Origin of the sequence: Acinetobacter sp. YH12063 (genome assembly GCF_013419715.1) — a bacterium.
Classification (GTDB): Bacteria; Pseudomonadota; Gammaproteobacteria; order Pseudomonadales; family Moraxellaceae; genus Acinetobacter; species Acinetobacter amyesii.
On the sequence record NZ_VOZO01000009.1, the window covers coordinates 107,908 to 120,800 of the forward strand.

Here is a 12,893-nt window from a genome sequence, read left to right on the forward strand (position 1 = left end):
AGTAGCCGCTGTTCTAAAAGCTTCCAAACCATATAGCTGTTTAGAGATCTGTCCAACGACGATTGACTGCATGACCCGGGTTATTCATGCTGATAACCTTCGCGTAGTTTCCTACTGCAGTTGCATTTTCAGGAATATCTTTTGTCACAACGCTGCCCGCACCGATAGTGGCATTATTGCCAATTTTGACATGCTCAATAATGCAGACATTTGGTCCAATATAAACATTGTCACCAATTTCAGCAGCTTTACGCCCACCATTGGCGCCAATGGTGGTAAATTGCGACAAATTCACATTATTGCCAATCACGGTTGTCGGGTTGACGACCAACGGCCCGCCATGCCCAATAAACAAGCCATAGCCAATTTGAGTCGTAGTATGAATATCTATGCCGTACTGCTTTTTTTTATAATAATAAATCGGATAAGCCAGCTTCGCCCAAAATGATTTTGCACTGGCTAAACGCAGCCAAAATGAAAAATTAAAACCGCGATTGAAAAAATAAGTTTTCAAAAATGATTTCAAACCAAGATTGCCCGTATAGCGGTATAAATCACTTTTTATATATTTTAAGGTCATTTAGATCGTCTCTAAAATTCGATGAATCGCCTTTAATGGATATCCATTTCAGCCATCATGTGCTTATTCACTTGATGCACATCATATTTATTCAGCGCGATTTCACGTGAACGCTGTCCCATATATTCAATCAATTTTGGATCTTCAATAAAGTACTGCATGCTTTGCACCAAATCATTGACTGATTTCACCCCGACCAAATAACCATTTTGCCCATGTTGAACAGTTTCACGGCAACCCGGTGCATCAGTGGTAATAATCGCACGTCCCATCGCCATCGCTTCTAACACGGTACGTGGCGTACCTTCACGATACGATGGCAATACATAGACCGAACTTTGGCTAATCGCAGGACGTACATCACTCAGTTTACCCCAATAGTTGAGGCGTCCGTCGGCAATCCATTCATCAAGTTCAGCTTGGGCAATGGCTGAGGGATTATCATCAATCCAACCGACCAAATGAAACTCAGTTGCTGGGTGTTTCGCTTTGATGATCCGTGCGGCTTCGGCATATTCACGTACGCCTTTATCACCGAGCAAACGTGCAATCAGTAAGAACGAAGCTTTGACTGTCCCCGCATCATTTTGCGGTAAGGGCAAGACATCAAAGTCTTGTACATTGACACCCGAACCATTCACCACCACCGTCGGTTTTTCAGCGTCAAGCAAATGCATGTCTTGGAATAACTTCAAATCATCAGGATTTTGGAAAAAGACTTTATCGCTATGTTTCAAGGCTTGTGCATATAAACCATGCACCATTTTTTGAAACAGGCTGCGTTTACCCGATTCGACATTTTGGAAGGCATAACCTAGCCCTGTAATTAAAGCAAAGCGATGTGGTACTTTTGCCAACCATGATGCCAGCATGCCGTAAATGACTGGCTTAATGGTATAAGACAGCACATAGTCAGGCTGAATGTGACGAATGTTTTGATATAAATGCTTCAGTAATTTTAAATCTGCCAGCGGATTGGTACCAGTCCGTTGCATTGGAATTTCATGTAAATGATAGCCAAGAGCTTCCATTTTCTGTTGTTCTTGAGGGAAGCTTGCAAACTCAGGCGCCATGATATGAATTTCATAACCTTTAGTTGCAATGGCTTCTAACAGCTTGCCACGGAAGTTCAGTGCAGAGGGCAAATAACTACATATCATTAAAAACTTCATGCCTGTTGGCTCCACACCTGCATATATTGACCGCTGACAGTTTCAATACTGAAATTCTGTTCAACCCGTTCACGCGTTGCTTGTTTTAAAACGTGTTTTTCTGCTTCTGTTTTTTGCACATACGTCAAGATTGCTTCTGCCAAAGCCTGTGCATTGCGTGGTGGCACAATTGCGCCTAAGTCCTGCACAATGTATTGCGCATCGCCGACATTGGTACTAATACACGGTAACCCTGATGCCATTGCTTCGACCAAGACATTTGGGAAGCCTTCAGTAATTGAAGTCATGAGGAATACATCAATAGATTGATAAAACGCAGGCATATCTGAGATTTGATCCAATAAATGGACTTTTTCAGCATCTAGTTGATACTGATCAAATAAAGCTTTGATCTCAGGATTCTCCAAACTCGCTCCGCTACCTGCAATTTTAAAGATGATGTTTTTATCTTTAAGTAAGCCCATAGTTTCAAAAAAATACGGATAGCCTTTTGCAGGATGGTAACGTCCGGCAAAGCCAATCACGGTTGGTTGATGCAATTCTGGGTTCGGCTGAAATTTATCAAGAAATACCCCATTGGCAATCACCTCACTATTCGGGTTTTGAAAACCAAATGCTTGGTGCTGTTCTAATGAAGAATGCGCACAATAAATAATGTGATTGGGCTGTTTTGATAAAATTTTACTTAGGCCTAGAGCAATCTTGGTACTGATCGATTCATCTTTCGGGGAAGCAAGCGAGTGATGAATGCCCCACACGACTTTTGGTTTTTTAGCTAAGCCAATGACACTCAAACTGGTTAAGGCATTGGCATGGTACATCCAACATTGCACGGTTTGAGGTTGTAACTGCTTTAGCAATTTACGTATTTTTTGAATCGTACTCAGGGTGTTAATACCATTCCAACCCAAAGCATAATATGACTCACAACGTTCCAAAGTGCTTTGATAGACCTCTGAGGTTTTCATCAATGCAATAACCACATGCTGATAGTCATGTTCAGTTTGCTGAATTAAGCGCGCCAGCATCATTTCTGCACCTCCCACCCCTGCAAAGTTGGTGATCACATGCACCATCAACGGTTTGCTCATGTTGCAGACTCCATCATGTTTAAGTACTGCTGCAATACCGTTACTTTGTGGAATTGCTGAATATGCGCTTCAAAATCAGCTTCCGAATACTGTACATAATCAGCAAAAATTGCCTGTTGCATGGCTTGCATCAAACCTGCCTGATCATTGCATTCGACCAATAAACCAAATTTTGCATAGTCTAAAATTTCCATTGGTCCACTTGGACAATCGGTACTCACCACCTTCACTTTGGAAGCGAGCGCCTGAATCAGCACACCCGGTAGACCTTCCCAATTTGAGCTTAAAACAAACAGCGATGCATATTTAAAATAGGCATACGGGTTTGAATCAAAGCCCGGTAAATCTACGACATCGTTTAAACCTAAGTCCGATACCAAAGCTTCAAATTCAGCACGCAGTTCACCCTCACCTAAAATAATCAGACGGGTTTCAGGATGCTGATCATGTAAAGCTTTAAAGGAACGAATCAGAAAGCCAAAGTTTTTTGCTTCAGTCAGCCGCCCTACCGCTAAAATCACTTTATTGTCATTATTAAAAAAGCGATGCGTAACGGGCGCTTTGAGCTTTTCAAAATAGGCATCATCTAACACTGGGTTATAAATGGTGCTCAGGTTATTTTTCTTATAGCTATAGTATTCACGAAAATCTGCTTCAACCCCTTTGGAGACACAGACCACTTGCTGTGCCATGGGATACGTCCAATTCACCAAAGTTTTTAAAACGAATTTAGCAACACCCTGTAATTTCAAATTTTTAGACGGCGTCGATACTTCACGGAAAATTAATGCGGTTTGAACGCCTGCCAGTTTTTTGGCAATGCCTGCCACAATATTGGTGTGGGTTTGCGTTGCCACTAAGCAGTCATATTGCTCAGCTTTCAGCTTCATTTTTAGGAGGGTGATGCTATTCATCACACGACCGCAATTAAAATTGACCAATTGAATTTTCGGGCTGACTTCAGGTAACAGCTTAGCTTTATCACCTGTGACATCACACACACCCAAATGAATATTGAGACCTTGTTCTGCAAAGCTATTGGCAAGTTGAATGACTGTACGTTCTGCACCGCCACCACCCAAGCTTGGCAAAAAGAACATGACTTTATTCAACATATGCAGACCTAAATTTTAAAATGGGAGAATATTAATGCGGTGTTTTTGAGGCTTGAATCGCCATGGCGCGTTCAACTCGCTCACGATAATCCGTGATGCCCGCAAGCTCACTGTCACTGGCACAAGTACTTTGAATTTTGGCTTGATAATCGGCAAAACTGGATACCACTTTGGCAGGTACACCAATCGCCACGCTATGATCAGGAATGTCTTTTGTCACCACTGAGCCTGCACCAATGACAACATTTGAGCCAATGCTCACACCGGGCATAACGATTGTATTGACCCCAATAAATACATGCGAACCGACTTGAATTGGTGCAAAGCGTTGGTAGCGTTTACCTTGCGCATCTTTCACCAAACACGTACTGCCATCATGAGTAATAAATTTCACCCCTGAAGTTACAGTCACATGATCACCAATGCTGACCAAAAATGGTTCTGAGCCCCAGCTTTTAATATAAATTCGGCAATTTTCACCGACTTTTACGCCTTTTTTACGTGCATAAGCCACACTGCCCTTTGCCATAAAATAAGCGAGATCAAACAGCTGTCGAAAAGCAGAAACCATAAATGACATACACAGTACCTGAATGAAGCGAGGCAACTTAAAAGGAGGAAAATAAGTCAGCTATTTTACGCTGAAAATCTACTTTACGATATGGAAACCGCAGTCACGATACAGGATGAAAAAAGATCAGAGCGATTTGATTTTTTTAACAGGACTACCGACATAGACACCTGATTCATCCAAAGGTTTCGAGACGAGGCTACACGCGCCAATCACCGAATCACTTGGAATTTTCACACCATCAAGTACCGTCACCCGTGCACCAAGCCAAATATTTTCACCCAAACTGACCCCTTGTTTGGTAATTGCGTCTTTCACCAACACGTCAGGTTCACCAAATTTATGATTACTGGCAATGATGATGCTTTGCGTACCAATACGAGTGTTATCGCCAATGCTCACACCGCCACAGCCATTGATATAGGACTTAGAATTGATACTGACATCTTTACCAATTGACACCTTGCCACCAAAGCATTTGATATAGCAGTTTTCACCAATAAAACTGTTATCCGCGATTTCTAAGCTCGCACCTTGTTCAACGATTAAACTGACATGATCGCCAATATAAACATTGTTGCCAATCTTCACTTGTCCGCTAATATCGACCGTACAAGCTTTGCCGAAATAACGAAATTTGGTGCCAAAAGCCACATTATAAAATTGCTGACGGCATTGTGCAGTGAACCAATTCATCAGTTTTAACAGTTTAAAAAACATCAGCTTTTGTTACTCCACACCACATATAAAATAGCAAAGTTATAAATGATCAGCGCCACAGGCACCGCCAAGAGCATATAAATTTTATCGGCAAATAAAACATATAAGCCTGCAAATAAAGCGAACTTAATCATGAGCTCTACGATTTGCAGTTTAAATAATACTTGGCTATTCCGCTTGGCAATTAAATAAGCCGAACTTGGCGGATTACAGAAAACCGCCCAATAGCCCAACGCTAAAATTTGGAAATAAGTTGAGATGCCAACCCATTCAGAACCGAAAATCCAAAGATATACCGATTCAGGCAAGATAAAGAAAATTGCAAAAAGAGGCAGCGACACCAAGCTTAAAAGCATACTGGCCTTCAAGGCATTTTTATTTGAATCTGTAGTTTTAAACTTACGGATAAAAAATTGACGTAAGGTTTGTGAAATCAAATTGATCGGAACACGTAAAGTCCGCTCGACAATGGCATAAAAGCCCATCGCCTGCACACCCACAAAATGCGACACCACATAATACGGCAAGTTATGTGAAAAACTATTCAGCAAGGCATGCGGGGTATTGGCATAAATAAAGTCTTGATAATTTTTAAACGCCTGCCAACTGACTTGATAAAGTTGATGTTTTAGTAAATAAATCAGCACCGCCACAATCATGATAATCGAGCTGACGTTATAACTATTCACCAAGCTGATCTGCATCACGAATGGCAACGAGAGTTGTACCAACACGACAATGGCACTTCTAAAAATATTTAAACCTGCACAAAAATATTCTTTATGTGCGGAAAATTGATAATTATATAGGCTTTGAATCAGGGTATTGGCAAGCACACCTGTGGCAACAGCCCCTGCCATTTCAACATTTAAAATCACGCTGATGACAATGCCACTGATCATGGCAATTGCTATAGAGAACACCGCCCCTTCAAAGATCAGGCTTTTTTTATCCTGCTCCTCAGCAACCAATAAAGCTTGATCCAGACGTAAATTCGCTACCGTGGATAAAACACTGACAATGGCTAAAGCAATTCCGTAAGCACCAAAGTCCGCAACAGAATATAGACGCGTTAAAACAGGAAGTGCGATAAATGTCATTATCGCACCGACCAGTAAACTGAGTGTAATCAGTCCAATGGACTGATATTTTGCGAACAGTTTCGCAATCATCTGCTCAAGATCATTTTAAGTTATTGACGTACCAACGCATGGCCAATTGAATGCCTTCGGCAATTTTATACTGCGGTGCATAACCCAGATGTTGCTCAATTTTGGCAATGCTCGCTTGTGAATGACGTACATCACCTGCACGGAACTCACGGTAAACAGGATCACGCTCAAAGTTCACATCATTAGTTGCAAGCGCTGCCTGAATGGCACGATATAACTCATTCAACGTAGTACGGTCACCCACAGCCACGTTATACACTTGGTTTTTGGCGTCATCAGATGCAGTTGCCGCCAAAATATTGGCTTGAACCGTGTTATCGATGAAACAGAAATCACGGCTGGTTTCACCATCACCATTGATGAAGACATCTTCACCCGCGATCATTGATGCCGTCCATTTCGGAATCACCGCAGCATAAGCACCGTTAGGATCTTGGCGCTGACCAAACACGTTGAAATAACGTAAGCCAATTGCTTTAAAACCGTAGCTACGTGCAAAGACATCGGCATATAGCTCATTGACATACTTGGTCACTGCATAAGGCGACAATGGATTACCAATGTTTTCTTCAACTTTTGGCAATGCAGGATGATCACCATAAGTTGAACTGCTGGCTGCGTATGTGAAGCTGGCAACACCTGCATCACGCGCAGCCGTCAGCATATTTAAGAAACCGCTGATATTGGTGTCATTGGTGGTGATCGGATCGGCAATCGAACGCGGTACAGAACCTAAAGCGGCTTCATGCAGTACATAATCCACGCCAACACAGGCTTTTTGGCAGTCGGCAAACTGACGAATATCGCCTTCAATAAAACTGAATTTTGCCCATTGTTCAGCTGTCACTAAGCCCTTTACTTCATCCAAATTATGCTGATGACCCGTAGCAAAGTTATCTAAACCCACTACGATTTGATTCAGCTTGAGTAAGGTTTCTAAAAGGTTTGAGCCGATAAAGCCCGCAACACCTGTGACCAACCATGTTTTAGGCGCTGTTTTAAGGTTTTCACATACCTGTTGATATTGATTCATTTTAGTATGGCCCTCTTACAAACGAAGATCAGATTCGGCTTGAGATAACACATATTTCAAGTCATACAACACATGATCAGCTTTACCCAAAGCACGGATCGCCTCCACACCCATGTCTTTAAACTGGTGATGCGCAACCGCTAAAATTACTGCATCATATTTGCCATTTTCCAGTGCCTGCACAGGGCTAATACCGTACTCATGTTCAGCCTCAGCGCCATCGACCCAAGGATCATAGACATCAGCATCAATATGATATTCTTTCAATTCATTCACAATATCAATAATGCGGGTATTACGGATATCCGGGCAATTTTCTTTAAAACTTAAACCTAAAATTAAAACCTTGGCATCTTCTACTTGAATGCGTTTTTTCAGCATGGCTTTCACCAACTGCGTCACCACATATGCGCCCATACCATCATTTAAACGGCGGCCTGCCAAAATAATTTCTGGGTTATAGCCTATCGCTTGTGCTTTATGGGTTAAGTAATACGGATCAACCCCGATACAGTGACCGCCCACAAGACCCGGACGGAAGGGTAAGAAATTCCATTTCGTACCTGCTGCTTGCAGCACCGCTTCAGTATCAATGCCCATTTTATTGAAAATCAACGCCAATTCATTAATTAAAGCTATATTCACATCACGCTGAGTGTTTTCAATCACTTTCGCTGCTTCTGCAACCTTAATGCTAGCTGCTTTATGAGTACCCGCTTCAATAATCAGGTTATAGACTTCATCAACATAATCAGCCACTTCTGGTGTTGAACCCGAAGTGATTTTTAAAATATTGGTGACACGGTGCAATTTATCACCCGGATTAATTCGTTCAGGGCTATAGCCTGCATAAAAATCCTGATTGAATATTAAGCCTGAATTTTTCTCTAAAACAGGAATACAGACTTCTTCTGTTGCACCCGGATAAACTGTTGACTCGTAGACAACCACATCACCTTTTTTCAACACTTTTGCAATGCTTTCTGAAGCTTTCACCAATGGGGTTAAATCTGGTTGTTTATATTCATCAATCGGGGTTGGAACAGTAACAATAAAAAAATTACAGTCATTTAAGTCTTCTAAATTTGCGCTGTAACTTAATTGAGCTGATTGTGCTAATTCTTCAGGAGAAACTTCTAAGGTATGATCACGTCCGCTACGTAATTCATCAATACGCTTCTGATGAATATCAAAGCCCACCACGGGAACTTTTTTTCCAAACTCAACAGCTAGCGGTAAACCGACATAACCTAATCCGATTATGGCAATTTTTAATTCGGAGAGTTGTAACATACTGAAGCCTATGTCATCGATGAATCATCAATCATCGTTATGTTGTAAATAGCGTTAAATTATATCAGAAAATCAAATTTCGATTGTGTAATGATGTTCTATGAGGACTGTAATTTTAATCAAAAATATTTATAGGATTAAACAATTCACCCTATAAAACCAACTTTGTATATTTAAAAAAATTCAAATAACAACTAGATCTTTAAAAAGATATTCATCCATACAAGTGTTGATTAAACTTACGATTTAAAACAAATGTAAAACTATATTCTACAAGGTGAATAGTATAAACTTAACATTCTAAAATGAGTAATTTGGGTACTTAAACCCGTATTTCAATTCAATGATTCAAATATTTTATAAATAGGATTTGTATTCGAGTGAGTTACTATCGTTATAGCTGTATGTTAGCTTTGAGTCTAAGTATGACGGGTTGTGCCATTACTTCAGGCTTACAAACCTATGACCTTCCTAAAGAAGGCACATTTCAGACTGATTTAGGCTCGACAGTCAATGTTATTAAACTAACTCAAGAAAATTTAGTTGCTGTTCAACCCGCCCAAGTAAATCAGCAAAATTTTGCCCATCTATTCAATCAACAACAAAAAAGTTATCGCCTAAACTCAGGTGATATTTTATCTATTTATTTATGGGCATACCCTGAAATTACACCACCCACAAATACAATTAACAATCAAGATGCCATTATTTCTAATGGCTACCAAATTGATCAAAGTGGCTATATCCAATTTCCAATTATTGGCCGATATAAAGCTGCAGGAAAATCGCTGACACAAGTCAATCAGGAATTACGCAGCCAACTTGCTCGTTACTTAAAAACCCCAGATGTGATTGTTCGCGTACTTTCCTACCAAGGACAACGTTACTCTGTCCAAGGTAATGTAATGAAAGGCGGTCAATTTAATTTAACGGATCAACCTACTAGCGTGTATACCGCACTTGGTCTTGCTGGCGGCGTGAATACGCAATTGGGTGACAATACATCGATTACATTAGTGCGCCAAGGTCAAACTTATAACTTAAATAGTATCCAGTTAGAAAAGGCAGGCTATTCACTACATAATCTACTCATACAGCCTAACGATACAATTTATGTCAATTCACGCGAAAATCAGAAAATTTATGTAATGGGTGAATCTGGTAAAAATCAATCCCTACCAATGCGTGATCAAGGAATGAGTCTCAGTGATGTCCTCGGAGAAAGTCTTGGGGTAAACTCGCTTTCTGCAAGTCGAGGTAAAATCTACGTAGTACGTAGTGATATGAATAGCCCAATGACCGAAATTTATCATTTGGATTTAACCAGTATTGGTGACTTTGGACTCGCAAACCAGTTCAAAATGCGTAGCAACGATATTGTATATGTTGATGCATCTGGCTTGGCACGTTGGCAGCGTGTGATCAATCAGGTGATTCCTTTCTCAAATATGATCTATAACATCGACAGAATGGGTCAATAATGTTATTTAAAAATATTCTGGTGGTGTGTGTAGGTAATATTTGCCGAAGTCCTATGGCAGAATATCTTCTGAAAAAGAATCATCCCGATCTGAATATTTATTCAGCGGGAATCTCAGGCATGATTGGACATGCAGCAGATGATAAAGCCCAATACTGTATGCAAAAAATTGGCATCGATATGAGTCGCCATATTGCCCAAAAATTAAATGCCGAACTGATCAAAAAATCAGATTTAATTTTAGTCATGAGTTCAAATCAACAAAAGCATATTGAACAAACATGGCCATTTGCAAAGGGAAAGACTTTTCGTTTAGGACATTGGCAAGGTAAAAATGTGCCCGATCCTTACCAACATGATCAAGCCTTTTTTGACCAAACCTCAGAACTGATCCAATCTTGCGTTGCAGATTGGACTAAACAAATTTAACTTTTGATGTACGATTATGAGCCAAAATACCAATACAGAAGATACAATTGATTTAAAAGAATTATTTTTCTCTCTGATTGCACAGTGGAAGTTAATTGCTCTATGTGTGATTTTAAGCCTCGTTTGTGCCTTACTTTATTTAAGAGCAACACCAGATACTTATGCAGTCAATGCTTTAGTACAAGTTGAAGAAAGTAAAGGGGCTTCAGCTGCACTATTGGGTGATCTTTCTAATATGATTGATCAAAAACAACCAGCCCAAGCAGAAATTGAGATTCTTAAATCGCGCTTAGTTCTCGGTACCGTGATTCAAAACTTACATCTCGATCTAAAAATTTCAGGTACTGAAAATTCCTTTACTGACCGATTAATTTCAGCTCATAAATATGCCACCGAATATAAAAATAAATCTGTGGTTTTCAAAGATAATGAAAAAAGTTTTGAAATCCGCCAATTTAATATCCCCGCACTCTATCGCGACAAGGATCTTGGCCTACAGCTTCAAGAAAATAAATTTTCTTTGATTGATCTTCAGGCTGAACAAACAATTTTAACAGCACCATTGAACCAAAAAAATTCTTTACGTACAGCAGAAGGCCTTTGGGAAATCTCAATTTATAGCAAAGATCAACTCAAAGACGACTATTTAATTCAAAAGCAGTCTCTACCTGCCGCAGTTGACAGTATTTTGGCAAATTACTCTGTTGCTGAAAAAGGTAAAATGACGGGCGTGCTTGGCCTTAACTATCAAGGCCAAGATAAAGAACATATTACTCAGGTTCTAAATGCCATTTTAGCAGCATACAGTCATCAAAATATTGAAAGACGCTCTGCTGAAAGTGCACAAACTTTAAAATTCCTGGACGAACAACTCCCTGAGCTAAAACAACAGCTTGATGTCGCAGAACGTGAATTTAACAAATTCCGTCAAGAGTTTAATACCGTCGATGTGACTAAAGAATCTGAGCTATATTTAACTCAAAGCGTCACTCTTGAAACTCAAAAAGCTGAATTAGAGCAAAAAGTTGCCGAAGCTTCTGCGAAGTACACCAGTGAACATCCCGTGATGCAACAAATGAATGCTCAATTGGGTGCAATCAATAGCAAAATTGGTGAACTAAATACCACCTTAAAAAAATTACCAGACTTACAACGTCGTTATTTACAGCTATACCGTGAAGTTGAAGTAAAACAACAACTTTATACAGCGTTGTTGAATTCTTACCAACAGCTTCGTATTGCCAAAGCTGGTGAAATTGGTAATGTCCGTATTGTGGATACTGCTGTAGAGCCGATTGAACCGATTGCGCCGAAAAAACTACAAATCTTGATACTTTCAATTTTCCTCGGTGGTTTCCTCGGTACATTACTTGCGTTGTTTCGTAACATGTTGCGCTCAGGGATCAAAGATTCATCAGAAATTGAAAACAATCTGGATCTTCCTGTTTATGCCACTGTGCCCCGCTCACCTGTTCAAGAAAGTCGCATCAAGTTACTGAAGAAGAAAAAGACCATTCCTGTACTTGCAGTTAAAAATAGCGATGATATTGCAATTGAAAGCTTGCGCAGTATGCGTACTGCCATTCACTTTGCACTGACATCTGCAAAAAATAACCTGATCATGATTTCGGGGCCTGCACCAGAAGTCGGTAAATCGTTTATTTCAACCAATTTAGCTACGATTCTTGCGCAAAGTGATAAACGCGTTTTAATTGTTGATGCCGATTTACGTCGTGGTTATTTAAACAAATACTTCAATCATGACAACCAACCAGGTCTTTCTGAGTATTTAAATGGTCAGCGTGATCTAGACAGCATCATTAAAACCACTGAAATTCCAAATTTAAGTGTGACTACTCGCGGTAAGAGCCCTTCTAATCCATCTGAGCTTTTAAGTTCTGGTAAATTCAAAGAATTCTTAGATTTAATTTCACCGATGTTTGATCATGTGATCATTGATACCCCTCCTGTACTTGCGGTGACAGACGGTATCATTATTTCGCAATATGCTGGTGTGAATTTGGTGATTGCTCGTTATGCCAAAACTCAGTTGAAAGAACTAGAGTTAACCGTGAACCGCTTTGAACAAGTGGGTGTGAAGGTCAATGGTATTATTTTAAACGACATTCAACGTAGCTCAGCTGGTTATGGTTATGGCTATAACTATTCTTATGGCTATAAAGCTTCAAAAGACCAAGACTAATTCAAGCCTATTCAAAAAAGCCACCGAATACGGT

The 12,893-nt window shown here is 40.1% G+C and carries 12 protein-coding genes; 3 read left to right on the plus strand and 9 right to left on the minus strand.

The features are described from left to right. Nucleotides 1–40: 40 nt before the first annotated feature. The 9 genes from FTU12_RS11455 to tviB form a co-directional block, all read right to left on the minus strand. Nucleotides 41–580, minus strand: a complete 540-nt coding sequence (locus FTU12_RS11455) for a serine O-acetyltransferase (protein ID WP_180114402.1) — start codon at nucleotides 578–580, stop codon at nucleotides 41–43. A gap of 32 nt (nucleotides 581–612) precedes the next feature. Beyond that, nucleotides 613–1,752, minus strand: a complete 1,140-nt coding sequence (locus FTU12_RS11460; protein WP_180114403.1) for a glycosyltransferase family 4 protein — start codon at nucleotides 1,750–1,752, stop codon at nucleotides 613–615. After that, nucleotides 1,749–2,843: a glycosyltransferase gene (locus tag FTU12_RS11465; protein WP_180114404.1), complete on the minus strand. Its 1,095-nt coding sequence runs from the start codon at nucleotides 2,841–2,843 to the stop codon at nucleotides 1,749–1,751. Before FTU12_RS11465 ends, FTU12_RS11460 begins: the two co-directional genes overlap by 4 nt. Continuing rightward, nucleotides 2,840–3,958: a glycosyltransferase gene (locus FTU12_RS11470; RefSeq protein WP_180114405.1), complete on the minus strand. Its 1,119-nt coding sequence runs from the start codon at nucleotides 3,956–3,958 to the stop codon at nucleotides 2,840–2,842. Before FTU12_RS11470 ends, FTU12_RS11465 begins: the two co-directional genes overlap by 4 nt. A gap of 31 nt (nucleotides 3,959–3,989) precedes the next feature. Further along, nucleotides 3,990–4,538, minus strand: coding sequence for an acyltransferase (locus tag FTU12_RS11475; RefSeq protein WP_180114406.1), 549 nt, complete (start codon nucleotides 4,536–4,538; stop codon nucleotides 3,990–3,992). A gap of 117 nt (nucleotides 4,539–4,655) precedes the next feature. Next, complete coding sequence (locus tag FTU12_RS11480) at nucleotides 4,656–5,249, minus strand: DapH/DapD/GlmU-related protein (RefSeq protein WP_180114407.1); 594 nt, start codon at nucleotides 5,247–5,249, stop codon at nucleotides 4,656–4,658. Further along, complete coding sequence (locus FTU12_RS11485; protein ID WP_180114408.1) at nucleotides 5,249–6,421, minus strand: oligosaccharide flippase family protein; 1,173 nt, start codon at nucleotides 6,419–6,421, stop codon at nucleotides 5,249–5,251. The genes FTU12_RS11480 and FTU12_RS11485 overlap by 1 nt, the downstream gene beginning before the upstream one ends. Before the next feature lie 10 nt (nucleotides 6,422–6,431). Next, a complete protein-coding gene (locus FTU12_RS11490; RefSeq protein WP_180114409.1) occupies nucleotides 6,432–7,454 on the minus strand; it encodes an NAD-dependent epimerase/dehydratase family protein in 1,023 nt (340 codons plus the stop codon). Between the two features lie 15 nt (nucleotides 7,455–7,469). Next, nucleotides 7,470–8,747: a Vi polysaccharide biosynthesis UDP-N-acetylglucosamine C-6 dehydrogenase TviB gene (tviB, locus tag FTU12_RS11495; protein ID WP_180114410.1), complete on the minus strand. Its 1,278-nt coding sequence runs from the start codon at nucleotides 8,745–8,747 to the stop codon at nucleotides 7,470–7,472. 404 nt (nucleotides 8,748–9,151) lie between these two features. Here tviB and FTU12_RS11500 point away from each other — a divergent pair, with 404 nt between their 5' ends. Genes FTU12_RS11500 through FTU12_RS11510 form a run of 3 tightly spaced genes read left to right on the plus strand, consistent with a single transcriptional unit; the run spans nucleotide 9,152 to nucleotide 12,859 of the window. After that, a complete protein-coding gene (locus FTU12_RS11500) occupies nucleotides 9,152–10,228 on the plus strand; it encodes a polysaccharide biosynthesis/export family protein (protein WP_218945431.1) in 1,077 nt (358 codons plus the stop codon). Continuing rightward, nucleotides 10,228–10,656 (plus strand): low molecular weight protein-tyrosine-phosphatase, encoded by a 429-nt coding sequence (locus FTU12_RS11505; RefSeq protein WP_180049553.1) that lies wholly within the window; start codon nucleotides 10,228–10,230, stop codon nucleotides 10,654–10,656. The genes FTU12_RS11500 and FTU12_RS11505 overlap by 1 nt, the downstream gene beginning before the upstream one ends. 16 nt (nucleotides 10,657–10,672) lie before the next feature. Then, the gene (locus FTU12_RS11510; RefSeq protein ID WP_180114411.1) at nucleotides 10,673–12,859 is read left to right on the plus strand and encodes a polysaccharide biosynthesis tyrosine autokinase; all 2,187 of its coding nucleotides are present in this window, start codon (nucleotides 10,673–10,675) and stop codon (nucleotides 12,857–12,859) included. Nucleotides 12,860–12,893: the final 34 nt, after the last annotated feature.

Excerpts from the sequence above, each read along its gene's own strand:
- FTU12_RS11455 (WP_180114402.1), bottom strand. The coding sequence starts at position 580 with ATGACCTTAAAATATATAAAAAGTGATTTATACCGCTATACGGGCAAT.
- FTU12_RS11460 (WP_180114403.1), bottom strand. The coding sequence starts at position 1,752 with ATGAAGTTTTTAATGATATGTAGTTATTTGCCCTCTGCACTGAACTTC.
- FTU12_RS11465 (WP_180114404.1), bottom strand. The coding sequence starts at position 2,843 with ATGAGCAAACCGTTGATGGTGCATGTGATCACCAACTTTGCAGGGGTG.
- FTU12_RS11470 (WP_180114405.1), bottom strand. The coding sequence starts at position 3,958 with ATGTTGAATAAAGTCATGTTCTTTTTGCCAAGCTTGGGTGGTGGCGGT.
- FTU12_RS11475 (WP_180114406.1), bottom strand. The coding sequence starts at position 4,538 with ATGTCATTTATGGTTTCTGCTTTTCGACAGCTGTTTGATCTCGCTTAT.
- FTU12_RS11480 (WP_180114407.1), bottom strand. The coding sequence starts at position 5,249 with ATGTTTTTTAAACTGTTAAAACTGATGAATTGGTTCACTGCACAATGC.
- FTU12_RS11485 (WP_180114408.1), bottom strand. The coding sequence starts at position 6,421 with ATGATTGCGAAACTGTTCGCAAAATATCAGTCCATTGGACTGATTACA.
- FTU12_RS11490 (WP_180114409.1), bottom strand. The coding sequence starts at position 7,454 with ATGAATCAATATCAACAGGTATGTGAAAACCTTAAAACAGCGCCTAAA.
- tviB (WP_180114410.1), bottom strand. The coding sequence starts at position 8,747 with ATGTTACAACTCTCCGAATTAAAAATTGCCATAATCGGATTAGGTTAT.
- FTU12_RS11500 (WP_218945431.1), top strand. The coding sequence starts at position 9,152 with ATGTTAGCTTTGAGTCTAAGTATGACGGGTTGTGCCATTACTTCAGGC.
- FTU12_RS11505 (WP_180049553.1), top strand. The coding sequence starts at position 10,228 with ATGTTATTTAAAAATATTCTGGTGGTGTGTGTAGGTAATATTTGCCGA.
- FTU12_RS11510 (WP_180114411.1), top strand. The coding sequence starts at position 10,673 with ATGAGCCAAAATACCAATACAGAAGATACAATTGATTTAAAAGAATTA.